Origin of the sequence: Curtobacterium sp. MCLR17_043, assembly GCF_003224215.1 — a bacterium.
GTDB classification, from domain to species: domain Bacteria; phylum Actinomycetota; class Actinomycetes; order Actinomycetales; family Microbacteriaceae; genus Curtobacterium; species Curtobacterium flaccumfaciens.
In genome coordinates this window covers 57,655-81,571 of sequence record NZ_QKLH01000006.1, presented here as the reverse complement: position 1 = coordinate 81,571, position 23,917 = coordinate 57,655, and the positions used below count along the sequence as shown (strand labels likewise).

Genomic DNA, 23,917 nt, shown 5'->3' with positions numbered 1-23,917 from the left:
GTGGTCGCGCTACGGGCGCAGGAGCACCTTGCCGACGCGGCCGGCGGTGTCGCTGGCGCGCACGGCGTCGCGGACCTGCTCGAAGGCGAAGGTCTCGGCGACGGGGAGCGTCAGCGAGCCGTCGAGCACGCGGGTGATGAGCTCACCGAAGAGCTGCCCCTTCGTCTCGGCCGGCATCGTCTTGCTGACGACGGAGCCCCAGAAGCCCTTCACGGTGAGCTGGCCGAAGATGACCTTGCCCGACGGGATCTCGAGCGTCGGCGACGCCATCGCGCCGAAGACGACGAGGGTGGCGTTCTCGCCCAGCACGGAGGCGATGTCGCCGGCGGCCTTGCCACCGACCGACTCGACACCCGCGATGATCGGGGCGCCACCGGTGATCGCGGCGACCTGGTCCTGCCAGTCGTCGGCGTCGGTGGCGACGATGCGCTCGATGCCCTGCTCGCGGAGCTCGTCGACACCGGCGGCGCGACGGACGAGTCCGATCACGTTGATGCCACGGGCGGCGCCGAGCTGGGCGACCATGCGTCCGACCGCACCGTTGGCGGCGTTCTGGATGATCCAGTCGCCCTCGTGCAGGTCGAGCGAGTGCAGCAGGCTGATGGCGCTGAACGGCATCGAGACGAGCTGGGCGGCGGCCTCGTCGGTCATCGCGTCCGGCACCGGGACGAGCCCGGCGGCGCTGGCGGTGTAGTACTCGGCCCAGACGCCGAAGGCACCGCCGGCGACGCGCTGGCCGACCTGCAGGTTCGTGACGCCCTCGCCGAGTGCCTCGACGACGCCGAGTGCCTCGGTGCCCGAGGCGGCGGGCAGCTCCGGCTTGAAGCCGTAGGTGCCGCGGACGGTCCACAGGTCGTGGTTGTGGATGGGGGAGAGGACCGTGCGGACGAGGACCTCGCCGGCGCCGGGCGTCGGGACGGGGCGCTCCTGCACCTCGAGGACGTCGGCGGGCTCGGCGAAGGTCTCGTGGACGACGGCGCGCATGGTGGAGGGGGTGGTGGTGCTCATGGGTCAGTCCTCCGAGACGACGATGGTGACGTCGATGTTGCCGCGGGTCGCGTTCGAGTACGGGCAGACCTGGTGGGCCGCGTCGGCGAGGGCCTGGGCCTGGTCGTGCTTCAGGCCGGGGATGACGACCTCGAGCATGACGGCGAGCTGGTAGCCACCGTTGCCGTTCGGGCCGATCGACACGCGACCGCCGACGGACGAGTCGGTGATCTTCACCTTCTGGCTGCGGGCGACGCCCTGCAGTGCGGAGTGGAAGCAGGCGGCGTAGCCGGCGGCGAAGAGCTGTTCGGGGTTGGCGCCGTTGCCGGAGCCACCCATCTCCTTCGGGATGGCGAGGTCGAACTCGACCGTGCCGTCGCTCGTGGCGACGTGGCCGTTGCGGCCTTCGCCGGTGGCCAGGGCCTCGGCGGTGTAGAGGGTTTCCATGGGGTTCCTTCCTTGTGGGGCGGATCGTGAAGTTCGGGGGTGTGTGGCGTGCTCTCGCGCTCAGCGACAGTTCACGCGCGCACGTGGGCGTGCGGTGTCGCTCAGCGCGAAACGGCGCTGGCGTCAGCGCCAGCGGGGTCGTGCTCGGGGTCGGCCGCCGCGTGCATCGTCTCGGTCAGCCGGTGCAGCGTCGCGATGAGCTCGGCGGCGGCACGTTCGTCGGCCAGGCCCATCCCGGCGGCGATGCGCGCGGGGATGCCGCTCAGCTCGGACCGCAGTTCGCGGCCTCGGTCACCGACGGTCACCGTGACGACGCGCTCGTCGGTGCTGCGGCGCTCGCGGCGGACCAGGTCGCTCTGCTCCATGCGGCGGAGCAGTGGCGAGAGGGTGCCGGAGTCGAGCTGCAGGTGTTCCCCGAGGCTGGAGACGGTCTGGTCGCCCTCGACCCACAGGGTGACGAGCACCAGGTACTGCGGGTACGTCAGACCCCAGGGTTCGAGCATCGTGCGGTACGCCTGCGTGGTGGCGCGGGACGCCGCGTAGAGGGAGAAGCACACCATCTCGTCGGTCACGGGCATGCGTCCACACTGTCACGCAACCAAGTTGTGTGCAACCTACATCGACGGTTCGCAGGCGAGCTCACAGCGGGCGCCGGGCAGGTGCCCCGCCTCGGCGAGTGCGGCCTGGGCATCCCGGAACGACGAGTAGGGCACGTGCACCCCGCGGACGTCCCGGTAGTCGGTCAGGCCCGGGCCGGCCCAGTACACGACCCCGTCGTCACCGACCTCGGCGATCGCCCGGCGGATCGCCCGCGCCGGGTCCGGCTCCTCGACGACCAGCGCCTCGTGCCCGCTCGCCCGCGCACCGTCGAGGATCGCCGCCCGGATCGGGGCCGGGTCCTCGAACCGCGGGTGGTGGTCGGCCACGATGACGACATCGGCCGCCTCGGCCGCCACCGCGCCCATCGCCGACCGCTTGCTCGGGTCCCGGTCGCCGTCCGCGCCGAGGACGATCCCGACCCGGCCCGGTGCGAACGCCCGCACCGCCTGCAGGCTCTTCGCGAACGCGTCCGGGGTGTGCGCGAAGTCCACGAAGACGCGAGGGCCGGTCGCCGCCGATGCGTCCGCCATCCGCCCGGGGACGACGACGTCGAGACGGCCCTCGGTCGCGTCGAGCAGTGCTGCGACGGGCACCCCGGCGGTCGCGAGCATCGCCACCGCCAGCCCCGCGTTCGCCGCCATGTGCACGCCGAGCAGCGGGAGGTCCAGGTCGAACGTCGTGCCGTCCGGTGCGGTCAGGGTCGACCGGGTTCCGTCGGGCCGCTGCTCCCGCACCAGGACGGTCCAGTCGGCCCCGGCCGCGGGTTCGGTCGAGATCGTCGTGACCGGGACCGTCGCCCGCTCGACGATCCGGCGACCGGCAGGGGAATCGAGCGACACCGCGCCGGCGCGCGACCGAGCCGGCGTGAACAGCAGGGCCTTGGCCGCCAGGTACTCGTCCATGTCCGCGTAGTCGTCGAGGTGGTCGTGCGACAGGTTGGTGAACCCCGCCACGTCGAACACGACGCCGTCGGTGCGGTGGCGGGAGAGGCCCTGCGCACTCACCTCGAGGGCGGCGCCGTCGACCCCGCGTTCGGCGGCGCGTGCCAGGAACGCGTGCAGTTCCGGGGCCTCCGGTGTCGTCAGCGCACTCGGCAGCGACTCGTCGTCGACACGGCGCTCCACCGTGCTGCTGATCGCCGACCGCCACCCGAGCCGACGCATCAGGGCGTCGAGCAGGTGCACCGTCGAGGTCTTGCCGTTCGTGCCGGTCACCCCGAACAGCGGGAACGGCAGCGACTCCGTGCCGGCGAGGAGCCGTGCGACGGCGCCCAGGCGTGCACGGACCTCCGGCACCACGACGACCGGCAGCCCGCTCCGTCGCGCCGCGGCCTGCCCGTCGGGGTCCGTCAGCACCGCGGCGGCACCGGCGTCGCGCGCCACCTCGGCGTACTGCGCGCCGTGTGCGACGCGGCCGGGGAGCGCGGCGAACAGCATCCCCGGCCGGAGCTCGTCGGTGGCGAGCGCCAGGCCGGCCACCGGGACCGCGCCGGCACCGGGACCGTCGACACCGAGCGCTCGGGCGAGCACGTCGAGTCGGACCGGGCGCGGCCGGTCCGGTCGGAAGGCGTGCGGCATCGAGGCTCCTCGTCGTGGGCGGACCCCGATGGTGCGCCGCGCTCCCGGAACGGCGTCCCAGGTCCGCCCGCAGCGCACGACGAACACGCCGACGACCCGGACGGTTAGGCTGACGTGACCCAAGATGAGCAGCAGCGACCTCGACAACACCACGACCCCCGGCAACGGATCGGCGTCGTCCCACGGCAAGACGATCCTGATCGGTGAGCACGCCGTGGTCTACGGCGCACCCGCTCTCGTCCTGCCGGTGCTCGACGCACGGGTCGTGGCGACGGTCACCCCGGTCGCCGCCGACGCCGAGCAGCCCGGTCACAGCCTGCAGTCGACCGTGCACACCGGCCCCCTCGACCTCGCACCCGCGGCCGTGATGCCGACCGTCACCGCCGTCACCGCGACCCTGCGCCACTTCGGGGTCACCGACCGCCACTTCCACGTCCGGGTCGACAGCGAGGTCCCGACCGCCCGCGGCATGGGCTCGAGCGCCGCGGTCGCCGCCGCCGTGACCGCCGCCGTCGCCGACGCCCTGGGCGAGACCCTCGACGTCGAGACCCACCACGAGCTCATCCAGGAGTGCGAACGCGTCGCCCACGGCCGACCGTCCGGCCTCGACGCCCGGGGCGTCGTCGCGTCCGCGCCGGTCTGGTTCGAGGGCGGCCAGATCGAACCCGTCACGCTCGGCGCCCGGTTCACCTTCGTCGTCGCGGACACCGGCGTCCCCGGGCACACCCGCGAGGCCGTCTCGGCCGTCCGCGCCCGCCACGACCAGGACCCAGTCGGTGTCGGCACCGTGATCGACCGGATCGGTGCGCTCGCCCGTCGGGCACGGGGGACACTCGAGGACGGCGATGCCCAGGCTCTGGGTGCCACCATGGACGCCGCGCACGACCTGCTCAGCACACTCGACGTGTCGAGTGACGACCTGGACCGGCTCGTCGACGCCGCACGTGCTGCGGACGCCCTCGGCGCGAAGCTCACCGGCGGCGGGCGGGGCGGGTGCGTCCTCGCGCTCGCCGCGGACGACGACCACGCGGACCGCATCGCGGCCGCACTCCGCGGCGCAGGGGCCGCAGCCACCTGGACCACCACGATCGGAGCCCGCGCTTGCTGACAGCCACCGCCGTCGCGCACCCCAACATCGCCCTCGTCAAGTACTGGGGGAAGGCGGACGCGCAGCTCGCGCTGCCCGCCACGGGCAGCGTCTCGATGGGGCTCGACGTCTTCCCGACGACGACCACCGTCACGGTGGACGGCGGACGGGAGGCGCGTGACCGGTTCACGCTGAACGGTCACGTCGTCGACGACGGTGCGCTGGTGCGCGTGCAGCAGTTCCTCGACCTGGTGCGCGAGCTCGCGGGGTCGTCCGAGCGGGCGTCGGTGGTGTCCGAGAACACCGTCCCGACCGGCGCCGGGCTGGCCTCGAGCGCGTCCGGCTTCGCCGCCCTGGCGACCGCGGCCGCCGCGGCCTACGGCCTCGACCTGTCGCCGCGCGACCTGTCCCGTCTGGCCCGTCGCGGTTCCGGTTCGGCCACGCGCTCGATCCCCGGCGGTGTCGCCGTCTGGCACGCCGGTGATGACCAGGGCTCCTTCGCCGAGCCGATCCCGGCCCCGCCGATGGCCATGGTCGTGGTCACGATCGACGCCGGCCCGAAGCCGATCGGGTCGCGCGAGGCCATGCGGCGCACCATCGCGACGTCGCCCTTCTACCCGGCCTGGGTGACCTCGACGACCGAGACCGTCGGCGACATGCTCACGGCCTGTGCCGCCGGCGACTTCACCCGCATCGGCGAGATCACCGAGAGCAACGCGCTCCGCATGCACGCGACGATCGAGGGCGCGTTCCCGCCGATCCGCTACCTCAACGCCCGCAGCGTCGCCGTGTTCGACGCCGTCGCCGAGTTGCGTGCCGGCGGGACCGAGGCCTACGCCACGGCCGACGCGGGCCCGAACGTCGTCGTGCTCACGAAGCCGCAGGACCGGTCGGCCGTCGCCGGGGCGCTCGCGTCCCTGGGGGACGTCATCGAGTCCGGCACCGGACCTGCCGCGCGGGTGCTCCGCTCCGAAGAGACCGGGAGCAATCCCGACCAGAAGGAGTCCGCGCAGTGATCGAGTTCCGTGCACACGGCAAGCTGTTCGTCGCCGGCGAGTACGCCGTCGTCGAACCGGGCCAGCCGTCCGTCCTGATCGCCCTCGACCGCGCCATCACGGCGAAGGTGCGCGAGGGCCACGGCGCGGGCAGCGTGCACTCCGAGGAGTACGGGCACCTGCCGCTCACGTGGACCCGTGCCGAGGACGGCCTGGCGCTCGACCGTGAGCACCACCCCTACGACTACGTGATGGCCACGATCGACCTGGTCGAGAAGCTCCGCGCCGAGCACGGCGTCGCCCCGCGGTTCCACGACCTGCGCATCGAGAGCCAGCTCGACGACGCCAGCGGCCGGAAGTTCGGACTCGGGTCCTCGGCCGCGGTCACCGTCGCCACCGTCGGTGCCCTCGACCGCTTCTACGGCATCGGCCTGACGCAGCGCCAGCGCTTCCAGGTCGCCCTGCTCGCCACCATCCGGGTGAACCCCCGGGCCTCCGGTGGCGACCTCGCCGCGAGCACGTTCGGCGGCTGGCTGCGCTACAGCGCACCGGACCGCGAGCGCCTCGCCGCGATGCTCGGCGACCACGCCGTGTCCGCGATCCTGACGGACGCCGACGCGTGGGACGGCTTCGACGTCCAGCGGCTGCCCGCTCCCGAGAACCTGCAGCTGCTCGTCGGCTGGACCGGCTCGCCCGCGTCCACCACGAAGCTCGTCGACGTGGTGCGTCGACACCGCAACGGCGGGTACCAGGCGTTCCTCGACGAGAGCCGCAGCGCCGTCGACGACCTGACCACGGGCCTCCAGACCGGCGACGCCGAGCGCACGCTCGGTGCCCTCCGACGCGCCCGTGGGCTGCTGCAGCGTCTCGGCGACTCGGTCGGGTCGAAGATCGAGACCGAGCGTCTCGCGACCCTGTGCGACGTCGTCGAGGCGGCGGGCGGGGCGGCGAAGCCGTCCGGTGCCGGCGGCGGCGACTGCGGCATCGCGCTCGTCCCGGCGGACACCGACCCCGCCGGCATCCACCGCGCCTGGGAGGCGCACGACATCAGACACCTCAGCGTCGCGGTGCGAGCACCAGAAGGAGCCCTCGATGAGTGACCTGCTCACACCGATCCCCACCAAGTGGGTCGGCCCGATCCGCGTCAGCGGCAACGCCGTGCAGGGGGAGCACGAGGTCCCCCTCGCCACCTACGAGTCGCCGCTCTGGCCGTCCGTCGGCCGCGGCGCACGCATCTCGCGCATGGTCGAGGACGGCATCGTCGCGACCGTCGTCGACGAGCGCATGACCCGCTCCGTCGTGGTCCGTGCCGACAGCGCCGCAGCAGCCCACGTCGCCGCGGGGCAGATCCTCGCGCGCCAGGACGAGCTCGCCGCGATCGTGTCCGGACAGAGCCGGTTCGCCAAGCTCATCGAGGTGCACCCGGAGATCGTCGGGGACCTGCTGTTCCTGCGCTTCGCGTTCACCACCGGCGACGCCTCCGGCCACAACATGGTCACGCAGGCGGCGGACAAGCTGCTGCCGGCGATCCTGGACTGGCAGCCGGGCCTGCGGTACGTCTCGGTCTCGGGCAACTTCTGCACCGACAAGAAGGCCACCGCGGTGAACGGCATCCGTGGCCGCGGCCGCAACACCATCGCCGAGATCGTGATCCCCGGCGAGGTCGTCGAGAAGCGCCTGCGGTCGAGCACCGCGCGCATCGTCGAGCTGAACATCGCGAAGAACCTGATCGGGTCGACGATCGCCGGGGCCATCCGCTCGGCGAACGCGCACTACGCGAACATGCTGCTCGGCTTCTACCTGGCCACCGGGCAGGACGCCGCCAACATCGTCGAGGGCTCGCAGGGCATCACGAGCGCCGAGGACCGCGACGGCGACCTGTACTTCGCGACCTCGCTGCCGCACCTGATCGTCGGCACGGTCGGCAACGGCAAGGGCGGGGACCTGCCCGTCGTCGAGGACGCTCTGGTGCGCCTCGGTTGCCGCGAGGACCGCGAGCCGGGCGGGAACGCCCGCCGCCTCGCCGCCCTGTGCGCCGCGACCGTCCTGTGCGGGGAGCTCTCGCTCCTCGCCGCACAGACCAACCCGGGGGAGCTGATGGCCGCCCACGTCGCCATGGAACGCCGCGGCACGAAGCCCGCAGGGGGTGCCGCATGACCGGCGTCGGTATCCACGACATCGCGATCGCGACCGGGCACCACGTGCTCGAGCTCGACGACCTGGCCGAGCGGCTCGGCGTCGACCCGGCGAAGTACCACGTCGGCATCGGGCAGGACGCCTTCAGCGTGCCCGCGCCCGACGAGGACATCGTCACGATGGGCGCCGCCGCCGCGAAGGAGCTCATCGACCGGCACGGCGTCGAGGGCATCCGCACGGTGCTGTTCGCCACCGAGTCCGGCGTCGACCAGTCGAAGGCCGCCGGCGTGTACGTGCACGGCCTGCTCGGGCTGCCGAAGGCCGTCCGCGTGGTCGAGCTGAAGCAGGCCTGCTACGGCGGGATGGCCGCGGTGCAGCTCGCCCTCGGCATCGTCGCGCGCGCCCCGCACGAGCGGGTGCTCGTCATCGCCGCCGACGTCGCCCGGTACGACGTCGACACCCCTGCCGAGCCGACGCAGGGTGCCGGTGCCGCCGCGATCCTGGTGTCCGCCGACCCCGACCTGATCGAGATCGAGCCGGCGGCGGGCGTCTACACGGCGGACGTCGACGACTTCTGGCGCCCGAACGACCGCTCCACCGCACTGGTCGACGGTCGGCTCTCGGTGAGCGCGTACGTCAACGCGTTCGTCGGTGCCTGGGACGACCTGGCGGAACAGGGCGGCCCCGCGTACGACGACATCGCCCGGTTCGTGCACCACCAGCCCTTCACCAAGATGGCGATCAAGGCGCACCGCAAGCTCACGCAGCACGTCGGCGCACCGTTCGACGAGGCCGACCTGGCGATCGGGTTCACCTACAACCGGCAGACCGGCAACACCTACACGGCGTCGCTCTGGATCGGGCTCGCAGCGCTGCTCGACCTGGACGACGACCTGGCGGGGGAGCGGCTCGGCCTGTTCAGCTACGGCTCGGGCAGCGTCGGTGAGCTCATCACCGGTACCGTCCGGCCCGACTACCGCGAGCACCGTCGTGCGGGTCGTGTGCGGTCGCTGCTCGAGGCACGGGTCCCGCTGACGGTCGACGCGTACCGCGCGCTGCACGCCGCGGGTGCCGCCACCAGCGAGGACGTCGAGCGTCCGCGCGTCACGACCGCGCCGTTCCGGTTCGCCGGCGTGCGCGGCGGCGCGCGGCACTACGAAGCGTCGGCGCAGCCGGAGTAGCCGGCCTGCGCCCACCAGCCCCTCGCGAAAGCGACAGATCCCCGCGGAACATCCGCGGGGATCTGTCGCTCTCGGGGACCGGACCCGGATCGTGCGCCGGGATCTGTCGCTTGCTCGGGACGGACGGGAGGCCCGTGGCGGCGTCGCCACGGGCCTCCCGTCCGTCTGCTGGTCACGCTGCGGACAGGACCTCGCGTTCCAGCCGCTGGTAGCTGGCCTCCATGCCCTCCGTCATGCCGGTCGCGAGGATCATGTCCCGCTGTTCCCGGTCCGGGTAGGTGATGAGCAGCGTCATGAGCGTGACGCCGTCGTCCTCGTCGAACTGCAGGTCGTTCGTGTTCGGTGGGAAGGGCGCCCCGGTCATGCGCTCGGTCGACACCATCCGGCGTTCGGGTTCGACGACGAGGTTCTCGCCCTCGAACCCGAAGGGTTCGCCCTCGGTGTCACCCGTCGGCGCCCAGGCCTGCCGGAACGCGCCGCCCGGGGTCAGGTCGTTCTCGTACACCGTCATCTCCCACCCGTCGGGGCCGAGCAGCCACCGGCGCACCAGGTCGGGCTCGGTGTGCGCGCGCCAGAGCAGGTGCCGCGGCGCCGCGAACGCCCGGGTGATCCGGACGTGGGTGTCGTCGAGGACCTCGGTCTCGGTGCCCGCACCGAGGGCCCACTCGCGCAGGTCGGCGAGCACCCGGTCGAGCTGGCCGAACGCCTGCTGGTAGCCCTCGAGCATGCCCATCTGGAGCATCGCGTCGAGGTCGGCGGCGGAGGCGAACGAGGACACCACGGTGACCCGCGAGCCGTCGTCCGCCGGCCCGAACGACAGCACGGTCTCGCTGGTGGGGAGCGACTCGTCGACCGTGCCCTCCGGGTCGGTGAACAGGTCGCGGAAGACGATGCGACGGTGCTCGTCGACCTCGGTGACCTGCCACACGGCGTGGAACCGCTCGCCCTGCGGAGACGTCATCCGGTAGTCGGCCCGGCCGCCGGGGCGCAGGTCGAACGTCGTGAAGGTCGCGGGGAACCCGGGCGGTCCCCAGAACCGCTCGAGCTGGCGCGGGTCGGCGAAGGCGGCCCAGAGACGTTCGACGGGGACGGGGAACTCGGCGACGAGGGTCATCGAGAGGGTGTCGGGATCGGTGTGGACGGACGTGGTGGGCATCATCGCTCCTGGTGTCGTCGGGTGTCGTCTGGTGCTGGGTGTCCGGACGCGTCGCCGTCGAGCACGTCGCCGAGGCGGTCCATCCGGGTGTGCCAGAGGCGGCCGTAGGCGTCGAGGAGGGCACGGACCCGGTCGAGCTGCTCCGGCTCGGCGCGCACGATGCGGGTGCGGCCGCGGGCCTCCTTGCTCACGAGTCCGGCTCCTTCGAGGACGGCGATGTGCTTCTGGACGGCGGCGAACGACATCGAGTAGGCGTCCGCGAGCTCGCTCACGGACGACGACCCGACGAGCGTGCGCCGGACGATGTCGCGACGGGTCGCGTCGGCCAGTGCGTGGAACACCCGGTCGACCTCGGCGTCGGACAGTTCGATTCGTACAACCATTTGGTTGTAGGTTACGTCCGGCCGGTCTCGTCCACAAGGGGGACCTGCCGGTAGTCTTGCCGCGGAGATCGGAGGGGCGATGGCGGAGCAGCTGGGTGCGTCCGGTGCCGTCCGTGCCCTCGTCGCCACCCTGCCCCGTGCGCCACAGCTGTCCGACGTGGTGACCTGCGTCGGTCGGATGGTCGGCAAGCCCACGCGCGTCGTCGACGTCGACGGCCCGAGCTGGGGTCCGCTCACCGCGCTCGTGTCGCAGTTCGAGCACGAGAACCTGGTGCTCGTACCGGCCGACGCGCCGCCGCTCTACCGCATGCACTGCGTGCTGCACGAGCTCGGGCACCTGGTGCACGGCGACGTCGGCACACCGACCGCGTCGTCCGTCGCCGAGTTCGCCGCCGGGGGCCACGTCTGCCGTCGCGCGCTGGACGCCGACTCCGGGCTCGTGAGCATCTCCGACGACGACGAGCACTTCGCCGAACGGTTCGCCTACGAGCTCGCGACGGTCCTGCTCGCCGGGGCCACGGGCGCGGACGAGCGGGCCTACGGCTGATGGCCGTCCTGCACGCCGCGGCCTTCTGGTTCGCGGCGCTGATCTTCCTCGCCCGCACGCCGTACGTGCTGCGGAACCCCCGTGGTCGGGCGGCCTGGGGCGCCACCGGCGTCGGGGCGCTCGGGCTCCTGACCCTCGGCAGCGTCGTGCCGCAGCCGGTGCTCGACGGAGCCCTGGGCGGTTCGAACCTCATCAACCTGGTGCAGAACGTCTGCGCGACCGTTGCGTTCTGGCTGATGCTGCGCGCGAGCACCGACGACCTGCCGGAGCGCCCGGTGCTCGCCAGGCCGGTGGCGCTGCTCGTCGTGGTCGTGGCGTTCACGGTGCCGTTCCTGCTGGTCGAGGAGCGCGGCGGGACCGACTTCCACTTCATCGTGCGCGAGATCGAGCAGACCCCGATGTGGCTCTACGGGACGGTGTACATGGTGGGCGTGGGGCTGATCGCCGCGACGACCCTGCGCCGCGGCGTGCTGCAGAACCCGGTGGCGCTCGTGGTGTTCCGCGTCGGGCTCGCCCTGGTCGTCGTGGCGAGCGTCGACGAGGTCGCCTCGCTCACCGCCGACCACTTCGGGCTCTTCCCGGCCGGGGTGCGGGACGGCCTGCGCCTGGCCTTCGACCCGCCGTTCTACCTCGGCATCGTGCTCATCGTCGTGGCGATGGCCTCGCTGACGTTCCGGCGGTGGGGCCGTGACCTGCGACACCGCGGGCACCACCGGCGCCTGCGGCGCATCGCCCGTCGGCACGCGGTGCGGGCGGTCGAGCGGCCGGGGGACCCGCAGGCCCGGACCTACGACCTGGTCATCGCGATCCGCGACGCCGAGGTGCAGGGCCGGACCCTCGACGACGCCGAACTCGCGCAGGTGCGGTCGGCGGAACGGACCCTGACCCGGAGCCTCGGAGGATGACGGCGTGACGATCGTGTGGTGGGTGCTCGGAGCGCTCGTGGTGCTGGCGGCGGTGGGTCTGATCGGGCTGGTCGTCCTGGTCGTCCTGCGGAAGGTCGTCGGCAGGATCGTGCTGCCCGGTGGCGACCGGTGGACGCCCGTGCTCGAGTCCGACGCGGACTCCGTCCGGCTGCCGATCACCGACGACACCGTGCGGCCGGGGGAGTACGGGCTGTGGCACGACGGCCCGGGGCACACCACCGTCGGGCCGGTGCTCGAGGTCGACGAAGCCGCCGGGTTCGTGCGCCGGGCCGTGGTGCGGACGACCGGCGCCGTGTCGTCGCGGGTGCGGTGGAGCGGGCACGTGCACCCGGACCCGGCGGCGATGGAGGTCGACTGGTCCGAGGTGTCGCTGCCGACGCCGGTGGGGCCGGCGCCCGCGTGGGTGGTGCGGCCGGGGCCCGGCGGCGCTGGGCGCCCCGACCCCGTGGCCGCTCGCACCTGGGCTGTCCACGTCCACGGGATCCGGACGACCCGGGTCACCGCGCTCCGGACCGTCCCCGCGGCGCTCGAACTCGGCTGGACCTCGATCGTCCCGTCGTTCCGCGGCGACGGCGAGGCGCCGTGGGAGGGCCGGGCCTCACACCTCGGAGCCCGCGAGTGGGCGGACGTCGAAGTGGCGCTCGACCACGCCGTCGCGAACGGCGCCGAACGGCTCGTCATCGTGGGGTGGTCGATGGGCGCGACGATCACGCACGAGCTCCTCGCCCGCTCGGCGCACCGCGACCGCCTGGCCGGGATCGTGCTCGTCGCCCCGGCACTGGACTGGGCCGTCACCGTCCGGTCCCAGGCCCGCCGCGCGGGACTGCCGGGTTTCGTGGTGCGTGCTGCCCTCGGGGCGATGGCGACGCCGGTCCTCTGCCGGACGGTGGGGCTGCGGTCGCCGGTCGACGTGCGCGCGCTGTCCTGGTTGCGCGCACCCCGGCCGCTGCCACCGACTCTGCTCATCCACTCCACCGGCGACACCACGGTGCCGTTCTCGGCCAGTCAGGAGTTCGCTGATGCCCACCCCGGCACCGTGACCCTGGCGGTCAGCGAGCCGGCCGAGCACGCCTGGGAGCGCAACGTCGACGCGGTCTGGTTCGACGGCACCATCACGGACTGGGCGTCCGGTCTCGCGCACACCGGAGCGCAGGAGTAGAAGGAGCCATGGGGCAGCTCATCTACGACGGCCGACCGCTCGACCTGCGGATCGACGACCGCGCGCTCACGCACCTGCAGATCGTCATCGTCAACATGCTCCGGCGTGACCACCGCTTCGCGTTCTCGTGGAAGGACGACGTCGTCCACGGCAACGGTCGCAGCACGATCTGGCTGCACCCCAACGTGAGCCTGCACTTCAAGTTCACCGGCAGCCGGGTGCCGTCGATCAACCGCAGCTGGCTCGAGGACCTCTACGCCTCGGCCACCTCGGGGTCCGGGCTCGTGCTGACGCCGGAGCCGGCGGACACCAGCACGGCGGCCGACTCTGCGTGGTCGCGGGCGGTGGCACCCGGCGACGCGGACGACGCCTCGGGGACACCGAGCGGGAGCACCGCGCGCTGATCCCGGCGCGGTAGCACAGCGGGCTGATCCGGGTCAACGGGTTCCGCCCGAACTCCACACCTCGTACGGTTTCCGTACCGCGGTTCGCTGTCGTCCCCCCGCGCCGGCCCGCTAGGGCGCCGGTGCTGGCAGTGTCCGCGGCAGGAGGGGAACCCGAACAGCCCGTGACGCACAGCGAGTCCGGTGCCGACCAACCACCGGTGACCGAGACGAGCGAGGGACGTGAGTCCCGGATCAGGGGACTCCCTGCTCGGGTCACCGACGCCACGCGTCGGTGATGCGTGCGTCACGCTGCAGGGCCCGCCGGTCCGCCCCCATCGACCGGCGCTCCTCCGGGACCGCCCCGGCCATCGGATTCGGGTTCCGTGGCCGGGGCGGACTCATCAGATCTGCACGCGGCTCAGTAGACGTCGCGCACGTACCGCTTCGCGCGGCGCATGTCGGCCAGGTACGCCTGCGCGTCGTCCTCGCCGCGCGCGCGGCCGGTCCGGATGACCTGGAGCAGCGCGGCCTCGACGTCCTTCGCCATGCGTGAGGCGTCCCCGCACACGTACACGTGGCCGCCGTCCTCGAGCCAGGCGAACAGCTCCGCCGACCGCTCGAGCATCCGCGTCTGCACGTAGACCTTCTCGGCCTGGTCGCGCGAGAACGCCAGGTCGAGGCGGTCGAGCACGCCCTGTTCCTGCAGCTCGGTGAGCTCGTCCCGGTACACGAAGTCGGTGTCCCGGTGCTGGTCGCCGAAGAACAGCCAGTTGCGCCCGGTGGCCCCGGACACCGCGCGCTCGTGCAGGAACCCGCGGAACGGCGCGACACCCGTGCCCGGTCCGATCATGATCATCGGCGCCGACTCGTCCGCCGGTACCCCGAACGACGCGTTCGGCTGCAGGTAGACGTCGACGGTGCCGTCCGGGTCGACCCGGTCGGCCAGGAACGTCGACGCGACACCGGCGTACATCCGGTGCGGGTCGCCGTAGCGCACCGACGCGATGGTCAGGTGGATGCGGTCCGGGTGCGCCAGTGGGCTCGACGAGATCGAGTACTGCCGCGCCTGCAGCGGCCGCAGGTTCGGCAGCAGCTCGTCGAGTCCCGGAGCGGCCGGGCCGGCGTCGCGGAGCAGGTCGAGGACGTCGCGTCCCCACAACCAGCGGTCGAGCTCGTGCTTGTCGCCGTGCGCCACGACGGCCGCGAGTTCGCTCGACGGCGCGCGCTGCACCAGGTCGGCGATGAGGTCCTTCGAGGGCGTCCGGATCTCACGGTCGGTCCGCAGGACCTCGGTGATGGGCCGGCCGTCGAACGCCTCGCCGCCGTTCGCGCCGACCTGCTCGAGCAGGTCCGCCACGAAGACCTCGTCGTTCACGGGCACGACCGCCAGGGCGTCGCCGGCCGCGTACTCGATGCCCGAGTCACCGAGGTCGAACTCGTAGTGCCTGATCTCCTTCGCGCTGCGCGGCGAGGAGAGCAGCCGGTTCTCGACCAGGCGTGACGGGTACGGGTTGCGCTTGTTCCACTGCGACCCCGGCCGGGAGGCACGGCTCGCGCTCGCCCCGCCGGTCGCGGCGGCACCGTCGCCGGCACCACCGCCCGTGGTCGCGCCGGGTGCGGCCGTCGCGCCGGCCTCGGCGGCGAGGCGGTCGAGGACCGCCGCGGTCCACAGCGCGGCCGGGTCCTCGAAGTCGACGTCGCAGTCGACGCGGTCGTGGATCCGGGTCGCGCCGAGCTGCTCGAACCGGGTGTCGAGGAGCTTGCCGGCCTGGCAGAACTCGTCGTAGCTCGTGTCGCCGAGGCCCAGGACGGCGTACTGCAGCCCCTCGAGCCGCGGCACGGTGCTCGCCTGGATCGCGTCCCAGAACAGCCCGGCGTTGTCGGGCATCTCGCCCTCGCCGTAGGTCGAGGTGACGACGAGCACGTGCGACATCTCGGCGAGCTGCTCTGGGGCGACGGCGTCGAGCGCACTGGCACGACCGCCGAGTCCGCGGGCCTTCGCGCCGGCGACGAGCTCGTCGGCCAGGAACTCGGCGTTGCCGGTCTGGGTGCCGAAGAGCACGTCGATCGTCGTCGTGGGCGCGCTGGCCGCGACCTTCTTGCCGGCGGCGGCGATGCCCGCGATGAACCCGGCGAGCCAGGACTCCTGGGCGGCCGAGAACGGTGCGTCGACGGGGATCAGCGACCCGGTCGGGGGGAGCAGGCTCACGCGGTCACCGCCTCGGTCGGCGCCTGCGGTGCACGGCGGGCGATGTCCTCGAGCGCCGCGGTGGCGAGCAGCTCGTCGAAGCGGGCTTCGCGGACGCGGCCGTCGTTCTTGGCGTTCTGGTGCATGATCCACCCCGTGGTGCCCGGCGCGTCCATGCTGCGGTTGTTCCGCTGCGTGAGCGCGCGCTTGTAGTCGTCGAGCCGCTTGATCGCGATGAGCGTCGCGAGCTGGTCGTCGGCGAACCGGTCGAGCGTGCCGCGCAGGTACTTCACGACGCGCTGCTTGACGGAGAAGTCCTCGGTGAGCACGAGGTTCTTGACGGCCTCGGCGACCCGCGGGTCGGCGGCCCCGAACGCGCCCGGGACGCGCTCGAGGGCGACGTCCTGGGCGACCCCGAGCACCGTGTACGACGACAGCAGCGAGAACATGTCCTCGCCCTGGTCGCCGAGCGCCGGGGCACGGCCGTCGAGCACCGTGCGCTGGTCGCGGTAGTCGAGCTTGAACGCGCGGAGCTTGTCGGTGGCGATCGAGGTCGCGAGCTCGTCGAGGAGCTCGGGCCGGGTCGCCGCCGCGAGGATCTCGCCGGCGTCCTGCGTGAGCAGCAGGGCACGGGGCATGCCGACGTACACGTGTGCGCGGGCGGTGTCCCACTCGGCGAGCAGCCGCTCGGCCAGTGCCGAACCGGTCGCCTCGAGGTGCCACTCGAGCAGCAGGCGGGCGGCGGCCTCGTGGAACGCACCGCGCTCGGTGTCGGTGACCGGGAACACCAGGAGCGAGTCCGTGCTGGCACGCTCGGCGACCTGGCCGGAGGGGTCGTACTGGTACAGGAACCCGCCGGACATGCCGTTGCCGAGGCCCTTGCCGAACGCGCCGAGGTTGAACACGGCGCCGCCGGTCATGTACTCGCAGCCGAAGTCGCCGAGGCCCTCGACCACGGCGGTCGCGCCGGAGTTGCGGACGGCGAACCGGTCGCCGGCCTCGCCCTCGACGAAGGTGCGCCCGCCGGTGGCCCCGAACAGCGCGAAGTTGCCGACCAGCACGTTGCCGCCCTGTGCGGCGCTGCCGCCACCGGGGGCGCGGACGATGATCCGTCCGCCGCTCTGGCTCTTGCCGACGCCGTCGTTCGCGGTGCCGGTGTGCTCGAGCACGACGCCGTCGTTGTTGAAGACGCCGTAGGACTGCCCGGCCGAGCCCTGCGTGCGGATCGTGACCGCGCCGTCCACCAGCCGGCGGCGTCCGCGGTCGTCCGTCGTCACGGCGGGCAGGCCCTGCACGTCCTCGGCGCGGAGCTCGTGGTTGAGCAGACGCTCGAGGTCGATGCCGAGCTGGCCACCGACCGACTTGTCGGCGTTGCCGAGCAGCACGCCGTGCACGAGCACGTGCTCCTGCGCGTGGTCGACCAGGGCGGTGCGGACGCGCTCGAGCAGGGCGTCGTCGGTGTGGAAGTCCTTCTCCAGGTACTCCGGGTCCGCGACGACCTTCTCGGGCACCTGGGCGAGCAGGGCACGGGCGTCGAGCCGGCCGACGCTCGCCGGGTGGTCCAGGAGCTGCAGCAGGTCGGTCCGGCCGCGGGCCTCGCGCAGGGAGCGCAGGCCGAGACGGGCCAGGATCTGCCGCACGTCGTGGGCGATGTTGAGCAGGTACTGCGCGAGCGCGCGGGGGTCGCCCTCGAACGCTTCGGCGTTCGTGGTCAGGCCCGCCGGGCACTTCACGTTGCAGTTCTTCGCCATCACGCAGCCGAGCATCATGAGCGCGGTCGTGCCGAACTCGAAGCTGTCGCCGCCGAGCAGGGCGCTCGTGACGACGTCGCTGCCGGTCTGGTGCGCACCCGAACAGCGGAGCGTGACCTTCTGGCGCAGGCCGTTCGCGACCAGGGCCTGGTGCACCTCGGCGACGCCGATCTCCGCGGAGCGGCCGGCGTACTTCAGGCTGGTGACGGCCGCGGCGCCGGTGCCACCGGTGTTGCCGGCGACGTTGATCACGTCGGCGCCGGCCTTCGCGACGCCGACCGCGATGGTGCCGATGCCCTCGGACGAGACGAGCTTCACGATCACCCGGACGCGGGCGGCCTTGCAGTCGTGGATGAGCTGCGCGAGGTCCTCGATCGAGTACGTGTCGTGGTGCGGCGGCGGCGAGATCAGCTCGACACCGGGCGTGCCACCGCGGGCCGCGGCGATGTCCACCGTGACCTTGGGTGCGGGCAGCTGGCCACCCTCGCCGGGCTTCGCGCCCTGGCCGATCTTGATCTCGAGCTCCTCGAGCATGGGGTCGGCGAGGTAGCCGGCCCAGATGCCGAACCGGCCCGAGGCGAACTGCTTGATGCGGGAGCCGCGGATGGTGCCGTAGCGGGAGTGGTGCTCGCCGCCCTCACCGCTGTTCGACATGCCGCCGACCATGTTCGTGCCGTGCGCGACGGCCTCGTGGGCGGTGGCGACGAGCGCGCCGTGGCTCATCGCACCGGACGCCAGGGTCCGGGTGATCTCGTGGGCCGGCTGCACCTCGTCGAGCTCGACGCTCGCCGGGGCGCTCTGCAGCAGCGCGAGCAGGGCGACGGCCGCACCGGTGGCGCGGAGCGTCACCCCCGTGTCGTCGACGGCGTCGACGTCGATCTGTCCGGGGTGGAGCAGCGCGAGGCCGTCCGCCAGGGCCGCGTGGCGCAGTGCACCCGTGGTCCCCGTCGACGTGAGCTCCAGGCGGAACCGCTCCGTGCCTCCCGGCAGGTCCTGGTCGTCCGACGGACGCGAGCCGGAGAGCCCGCGCACGGTGACGCTGGCGTTGCCGCTCGTCGAGAAGCGGCCGAGCTCGCGCGCGAAGTCCTCGGCCGTGTCGATGCCGGTGACGTCCGCGGGCAGCGCCAGCACGTCGCGGAGCGCAGCGGGGCGGCGGGATCGCTCGTCGTGGGTCGTCTGCAGGAACGTGACGTAGCCCGGCGTGATGCGGTGCGCGTCGATCTCGGCGTCGCTCAGCCGGTCGTACCCGGTGTTCCGGTACGCGGCGTCGGTGATGCCGAACGAGTCGTCGAGCTGGCCGAGCGTGAGCAGGCGCAGCGCGTCCGAGTCGCCGGAGCGTTCGAAGGCCGGACGCTCCTCGGTCATGCCGCCGAACCCGCGGACGCTCGCGACGCCGAACGAGTGGCCGGCGCCGTCGGAGCGTTCCTTGAACAGGCCGAGCAGCGGGACCTGGCCCTCGGACGCCACCGAGCGGGCACGCTCGTGCCAGTCCGTCGCCGCCTGGGCGATGCGCGCGAAGCCGACGCCGCCGACCGGGGCCTGCATGTGCGGGAAGATCCGCGCCAGCACGTCGTCGCCGGTGTCGAGGTAGTTCGGCTCGAAGAACTCGCCGCCGATGTAGCTCTCTGCGGTGCACAGGCCGACGCGGCCCATGGTCTTCGCCAGGGCCTTCTCGGCGGCCTTGCGGAACTGCTTGAGCGCCAGGTCGGTCGCGGTCAGCTCACCGGCGGGTGCGGGTGCGGCGGGGTACTTCTCCTCCGCACGCAGCCGAGCGCTCAAGCTGTACACAGCGGCGGCACCGAAGCCCAGCGCGGTCGCGACGTGGTGTGACGATGGCAGCTGACCGCTCTCCGCGACGACGGACACCCGCAGGCGCAGACCGGTCTCGATGAGCCGCTGGTTGACGGCGGCCACGGCCAGGATCACGGGGAGGGGCGCATGGGTCGACGACACCTCGCGGTCGGTCACGACCGCGATCCCGCCACCGCGCGCCGCGAACGCCTCGATCGCGTCGCACAGCGCGTCCAGCGCGCCGCGCATCGCGTCGGCGTTGGCCTGCTCGTCGGCGGGCACCGGCACGTAGAGCATGTCGAAACGCTCGAGCGGCACGATGTCCTGCTCGCGCAGCCGCACCATGTCGAGGTGCCCGAGGATCGGCGACTGCACGACGAGCTGACGCCCCGTGGTGCCCGTGCCGTCCGGCTTCGCGCCGAGTGCCACGCGCATCGACATCCCGTCGGCCTCGCGGATCGAGTCGAGCGGCGGGTTCGTCACCTGGGCGAAGCGCTGCGAGAAGTACTTCGCCATGCCGCCCTCGGTGTCGCTCAGGGCGTTGATCGCGTTGCCGTAGCCCATCGCCGAGATGCGCTCCGACCCGTTCTGCAGCATCGGGTCGAGCATGAACCGGAAGCTCTCCTGGTTCAGCGAGTACGCCACGTACCGACCCGCGAGCGACAGGTCACCGTCGTAGCCCAGGGTGGACGTCGTGCGCTCGTAGTCCGGAGCGGGCACGTCGTCCAGGTTCACGCGGGCGGCGTCGAGCAGGGTGCCGTAGTCACGGCGGGCCGCGAGCATGTGCAGCACCTCGCCCGTGCGCATGCGGGTGCCGGTGCGGTGGTCGACGACGAGCATGCCGCCGGCCTCGATGCGGCCGCGGTGCACGACCTCGTCGGCGTCGAACTCGACCTGGCCGGCCTCGGACGACACCATCAGGTACTCGGCCGTCTCGACGGTGCGCAGCGGGCGCAGGCCCAGGCGGTCCAGGCGGGCGCCGACGACGTCGCCGTCGCTGAAGATCACGGCGGCGGGACCGTCGTTCTTCTCCTCGTACAGCGAGAAGTACTCGAGCATGTCCCGGACGTCCGGAGTCAGGGTACGGTCGTTCTCCCACGCCGGCGGCATGAGCGAGACCACGGCCTCGACGATCTCGAGCCCGTCGTCGAACACGCGGCTCTGCAGTGTCTGGTCGAGTCGGCTCGAGTCCGACTGCCCGGGCGGACGCACGATGCTCCGGGTGCGGGCCCGCGCGAGCGCCTCGTCCGACAGCCGGTTCTTGCGGTCGGTGTTCAGCTCACCGTTGTGCGCCATCAGGCGGAACGGCTGCGCCATCGTCGGGTGCGGCTCGGTGTTCGTCGAGAACCGGGTGTGGAAGTACAGCGTCCGCACCGAGTGCCGGGGGTCGCGCAGGTCGGTGAAGTACCCGATCACCTCGCCGGAGTTCAGCCGGCCCTTCAGGATCTGGGTCCGGGCGCTGAGCGACAGCGGGTACAGGGCGGCGTGCTCGGCGCGCTCGGCGGCTGCCTGGGCGTAGGAGACCGCCTCGATGGCGAGCAGGGCGCGGTTCGCGGCGGCGTCGACCTCGGTGCGGTCCCAGTCGGACGGAGCACGGAAGACCCACTGCACGATCGGCAGCTGGTACTGCTCGGCCTCGGGGCGCGCGACGGAGTGGTCCACCGGGACGTCACGGACCAGCAGCAGCTCGAAGCCCTCGGCAGTGATGGCGTCCGTGACGGTCTGCTCGGCGCGGGCGCGCTCGTCGGCGCCGTCCGCTCCGTCGCTGCTCGGCACGAAGCAGTTCGCGACGCCGAAGTGCCCGGCGCGCAGCTGCTCGCCGGTGATGGCGCTGAAGAACTCCACCGACAGGTCGATGCTGACGCCTGCGCCGTCACCGACACCCTCGGCGGACTTGCCGCCGCGGTGCGGGATGGAGCACAGCGCTTCGTCGCCCTTGCGGATGACGTCGTGGCTCGGCGTCCCGTCGAGACGGGTGATGAAACCGACGCCGCAATCGCTCGATTCGCGGGCAGGGTCGTAGAGACCGAAAGAGGTGGGGTTCACGTGCGGGTCCAGTGGGGCGTTGCCGGCAGCGGACGGCGCGGGCTGCATCGATGGAGCGCTCGCCGCGGGCAGACCGATGGTGGCAGTCGGGCCCTGTGGGGTGGTGGTGCGGTAGGGCGATGCTACGGCTTGGTATACCGACCGTGCAACACGGGTGGCGTGGGGTGTGATGGTGTCGCACCGTGCGGGTCTGTTCGGCTGGTGCGAGGTTGCACGCTCGGTGCGAGTTCGTAGCGCCGCACGGAGCGTGCCACCTCGCACGGGATGGCCGACGCCGCACGGTGCGGCGTGCCGCGGGCGCCGTGCAACCCTGCACCGGGTGGGTAACCCGGCACGGTGTCAGGCAGCGCGGTCGCCGGTGCGCTCGGGGGCCGCGATCGATTCGGTGACCGCCGTGCTGGCGTCGGCCGCCGGGGTGGTGCCGGGGCGGATGAGCTCCGGGCGTCGGCGACCACGGAACACCCACGCCTTGAACAACACGAACCGCACGCCGGTCGCAACCAGGTTGGCTGCCGTCAGCACCGCGATCTCCGCACCGTGCGAGGCTCCCGGCACCGACGCGTGCAACACCACGAGCGACCCCGACGTGATGGCCCAGGCGATGCCGAACACGACCAGACCCTGCACGTGGTGCCGACCGGCTCCCGCGCGGCCCCGCACCCCGAACGTGAACCGCCGGTTCAGTGCGGTGTTGCCGATCGCCGTGACCAGCAGCGCGAGGAAGTCCGCGGTCTGGGCACCGATCGCCGGCCGGAACAGGGCGTACAGGACAGCGAACGCCAGGGTCGAGAGCACCCCGATCGCCCCGAACCGCAGGACCTGCCCCAGGAACCCCACGCTCGGTGGGGTGAACGGCTGCCGACCGATCGCCGCGTAGACCGTGCTGATCGGCACACGCCCGGTGGCGATGTTCCTCGACACCCGCCACATGCCCTTCAGGTCCTCGGTCGCGGTCGACGCGATGTGCACCGAGGAGTTGACGTCGTCGACCCAGTCCACGGGGACCTCGTGGATGCGGAGTCCCGCGTGCTCGGCCAGCACGAGCAGCTCGGTGTCGAAGAACCACGCATCGTCCTCGCACAACGGCAGCAGGTGGTCGGCGGCGGCCTTCGTGACCGCCTTGAACCCGCACTGCGCGTCCGAGAACGACACCCCCATCGTCGTCCGGAGCAGCAGGTTGTACGAGCGCGAGATGAACTCCCGCTTGCTGCCGCGCACCACGCGCGACGAACCGGCGAGCCGGGTGCCGATCGCCAGGTCCGAGTGCCCCGACAGCAGGGGCGCCACGAGGGGTTCGAGCGCGGCGAGGTCGGTGGACAGGTCCTCGTCCACGTAGACGAGCACGGCCGCCGGCGATGCTGCCCAGACCTCCTTGAGCGCGCGGCCCCGGCCCTTCTCGGGCAGGTGCACCGCGTGCACGCCGGGGAGCATCGCGGCGAGGTCGTCGGCGATCCGGGCGGTGTCGTCGGTCGAGGCGTTGTCCGCGATCGTGATGCGCCACGAGTGGTGCAACGACGTCCGGCAGAAGGTGTGGAGCCGTCGCACGTGGGCGGCGAGCGTGTCCTGCTCGTTGTAGCAGGGGACGACGATGTCGATGTCGAGGGGCTGGTTCGTCTCCGTCATGGCGCTCATGCTCGGCAGCGGGGCTACGGGGGCCGAGGCAGGGCGCTGTGGCCCGGGTAAGAACGAACACCACGTGAACGCAGCGGACACGACACCTGTTGTCCGGATACGTTCGACGCACGATGACGACCGAGCGCGACGACGCACGACGGACGGCAGTGCTGCTCCCCGGGGAGCGGCTGGGGCTGGCGCTCGACGAGCGGTGCCCGGAGTTCACGGAGCTGCTGCTCGCGCCACCGTTGCACGGCATCCGACCCGACGGGCACGACTGGCTCCGGCGTCGGTACGAGCAGATCGTCCCGCTCGTGCTCCCCGCGGCACTGCGCGCGGTCGAGCGTGGGGAGCCGCTCGACCCGGAGTGCCTGGTGCGGCTCCGCGAGGTCGCAGCCGCCAGCGCCGACGACCCGCAGGTCGACGTCTCGGTCGTGCTCCGCGGCGCCCTGCCCGCGATCCGTGTCTTCGCCCTCGTCATGCACACGGCCACCCGCGAGCACGCGACGACGATCGACCACGCCGGCCGGACGATGCTCGCGATGAGCCGGGCATCACTCGTGGCGCACGAACTCGGCTCGTGCTGGGCGGAGGCCTGGGCGCAGCACCGCGGAGGGGCGTCGGCGGACGCGACGACAGCGCTCGGCACCGACGACATCGACCTGGTGGCATCGGCGCCCGGCCTGGACGAGACCGAGGAACGGATGCTGGCGCTCGCCGCCCGTGGTCTGTCGAACGACGCCATCGCCAAGGAGACCGCCTACAGCCGACAGGCCGTTGCCTGGCACCTCGGCCGGCTGATGAAGTCCTGGAACGCGCCGAACCGGACGGCGCTGGTGTCGGTCGCCTTCGTCCGGGGCTGGATCCGGTCCCGGCGGGACCTCCGGCTGGCCGCTCGCAACCGGCCGCCGGCGATCGAAGCGGCGCGGCCGCACGACGACGCCCCCTGAGACCGAGGTC

At 72.6% G+C, this 23,917-nt stretch carries 19 protein-coding genes; 10 read left to right on the top strand and 9 right to left on the bottom strand.

The window, feature by feature from the left end; all coding sequences use genetic code 11:
• Window positions 1-9: 9 nt before the first annotated feature.
• The 4 genes from DEJ03_RS07555 to DEJ03_RS07540 form a co-directional block, all read right to left on the bottom strand.
• Complete coding sequence (locus DEJ03_RS07555) at window positions 10-984, bottom strand: zinc-binding dehydrogenase (RefSeq protein ID WP_110864227.1); 975 nt, start codon at window positions 982-984, stop codon at window positions 10-12.
• Window positions 985-1,011: 27 nt separating this feature from the next.
• Window positions 1,012-1,434, bottom strand: a complete 423-nt coding sequence (locus DEJ03_RS07550) for an organic hydroperoxide resistance protein (RefSeq protein ID WP_110864120.1) — start codon at window positions 1,432-1,434, stop codon at window positions 1,012-1,014.
• 101 nt (window positions 1,435-1,535) lie between these two features.
• Window positions 1,536-2,012: a MarR family winged helix-turn-helix transcriptional regulator gene (locus DEJ03_RS07545; protein ID WP_181422638.1), complete on the bottom strand. Its 477-nt coding sequence runs from the start codon at window positions 2,010-2,012 to the stop codon at window positions 1,536-1,538.
• Window positions 2,013-2,048: 36 nt separating this feature from the next.
• Entirely contained in the window at window positions 2,049-3,611 is a 1,563-nt protein-coding gene (locus DEJ03_RS07540; protein WP_110864119.1) for a Mur ligase family protein, read from the bottom strand.
• 124 nt (window positions 3,612-3,735) lie between these two features.
• Between DEJ03_RS07540 and mvk the strand changes: the two genes are divergently transcribed.
• From mvk to DEJ03_RS07515, 5 genes are read left to right on the top strand one after another with little or no spacing between them, the layout of a single operon-like run.
• Window positions 3,736-4,719, top strand: a complete 984-nt coding sequence (mvk, locus tag DEJ03_RS07535) for a mevalonate kinase (protein WP_110864118.1) — start codon at window positions 3,736-3,738, stop codon at window positions 4,717-4,719.
• Window positions 4,713-5,714 (top strand): diphosphomevalonate decarboxylase, encoded by a 1,002-nt coding sequence (gene mvaD, locus DEJ03_RS07530; protein ID WP_110864117.1) that lies wholly within the window; start codon window positions 4,713-4,715, stop codon window positions 5,712-5,714. The genes mvk and mvaD overlap by 7 nt, the downstream gene beginning before the upstream one ends.
• Entirely contained in the window at window positions 5,711-6,793 is a 1,083-nt protein-coding gene (locus DEJ03_RS07525) for a phosphomevalonate kinase (RefSeq protein WP_110864116.1), read from the top strand. The genes mvaD and DEJ03_RS07525 overlap by 4 nt, the downstream gene beginning before the upstream one ends.
• Complete coding sequence (locus tag DEJ03_RS07520; protein WP_071406099.1) at window positions 6,786-7,850, top strand: hydroxymethylglutaryl-CoA reductase; 1,065 nt, start codon at window positions 6,786-6,788, stop codon at window positions 7,848-7,850. Before DEJ03_RS07525 ends, DEJ03_RS07520 begins: the two co-directional genes overlap by 8 nt.
• Window positions 7,847-9,010: a hydroxymethylglutaryl-CoA synthase gene (locus tag DEJ03_RS07515; protein WP_110864115.1), complete on the top strand. Its 1,164-nt coding sequence runs from the start codon at window positions 7,847-7,849 to the stop codon at window positions 9,008-9,010. Before DEJ03_RS07520 ends, DEJ03_RS07515 begins: the two co-directional genes overlap by 4 nt.
• A gap of 172 nt (window positions 9,011-9,182) precedes the next feature.
• On the opposite strand, the gene DEJ03_RS07510 is transcribed toward DEJ03_RS07515, so the two are convergent.
• The gene (locus DEJ03_RS07510; protein WP_110864114.1) at window positions 9,183-10,166 is read right to left on the bottom strand and encodes an SRPBCC family protein; all 984 of its coding nucleotides are present in this window, start codon (window positions 10,164-10,166) and stop codon (window positions 9,183-9,185) included.
• Window positions 10,166-10,549, bottom strand: coding sequence for a helix-turn-helix transcriptional regulator (locus DEJ03_RS07505; RefSeq protein WP_110864113.1), 384 nt, complete (start codon window positions 10,547-10,549; stop codon window positions 10,166-10,168). The genes DEJ03_RS07510 and DEJ03_RS07505 overlap by 1 nt, the downstream gene beginning before the upstream one ends.
• Before the next feature lie 79 nt (window positions 10,550-10,628).
• Between DEJ03_RS07505 and DEJ03_RS07500 the strand changes: the two genes are divergently transcribed.
• Genes DEJ03_RS07500 through DEJ03_RS07485 form a run of 4 tightly spaced genes read left to right on the top strand, consistent with a single transcriptional unit; the run spans window position 10,629 to window position 13,585 of the window.
• A complete protein-coding gene (locus DEJ03_RS07500; protein ID WP_110864112.1) occupies window positions 10,629-11,096 on the top strand; it encodes a hypothetical protein in 468 nt (155 codons plus the stop codon).
• Window positions 11,096-12,001: a hypothetical protein gene (locus tag DEJ03_RS07495; RefSeq protein WP_110864111.1), complete on the top strand. Its 906-nt coding sequence runs from the start codon at window positions 11,096-11,098 to the stop codon at window positions 11,999-12,001. Before DEJ03_RS07500 ends, DEJ03_RS07495 begins: the two co-directional genes overlap by 1 nt.
• A gap of 4 nt (window positions 12,002-12,005) precedes the next feature.
• Window positions 12,006-13,181, top strand: a complete 1,176-nt coding sequence (locus tag DEJ03_RS07490; RefSeq protein ID WP_110864110.1) for a S9 family peptidase — start codon at window positions 12,006-12,008, stop codon at window positions 13,179-13,181.
• 8 nt (window positions 13,182-13,189) lie between these two features.
• The gene (locus DEJ03_RS07485) at window positions 13,190-13,585 is read left to right on the top strand and encodes an ATP-dependent DNA ligase (RefSeq protein WP_071247046.1); all 396 of its coding nucleotides are present in this window, start codon (window positions 13,190-13,192) and stop codon (window positions 13,583-13,585) included.
• A gap of 400 nt (window positions 13,586-13,985) precedes the next feature.
• On the opposite strand, the gene DEJ03_RS07480 is transcribed toward DEJ03_RS07485, so the two are convergent.
• The 3 genes from DEJ03_RS07480 to DEJ03_RS07470 form a co-directional block, all read right to left on the bottom strand.
• On the bottom strand, window positions 13,986-15,776 hold the full coding sequence (locus DEJ03_RS07480; protein WP_110864109.1) for a sulfite reductase subunit alpha: 1,791 nt from the start codon (window positions 15,774-15,776) through the stop codon (window positions 13,986-13,988).
• Complete coding sequence (locus DEJ03_RS07475; protein ID WP_110864108.1) at window positions 15,773-21,343, bottom strand: glutamate synthase-related protein; 5,571 nt, start codon at window positions 21,341-21,343, stop codon at window positions 15,773-15,775. Before DEJ03_RS07475 ends, DEJ03_RS07480 begins: the two co-directional genes overlap by 4 nt.
• A gap of 339 nt (window positions 21,344-21,682) precedes the next feature.
• Complete coding sequence (locus tag DEJ03_RS07470) at window positions 21,683-22,975, bottom strand: bifunctional glycosyltransferase family 2/GtrA family protein (RefSeq protein WP_110864107.1); 1,293 nt, start codon at window positions 22,973-22,975, stop codon at window positions 21,683-21,685.
• Window positions 22,976-23,088: 113 nt separating this feature from the next.
• Here DEJ03_RS07470 and DEJ03_RS07465 point away from each other — a divergent pair, with 113 nt between their 5' ends.
• Complete coding sequence (locus DEJ03_RS07465) at window positions 23,089-23,907, top strand: helix-turn-helix transcriptional regulator (RefSeq protein WP_110864106.1); 819 nt, start codon at window positions 23,089-23,091, stop codon at window positions 23,905-23,907.
• Window positions 23,908-23,917 lie beyond the last annotated feature (10 nt).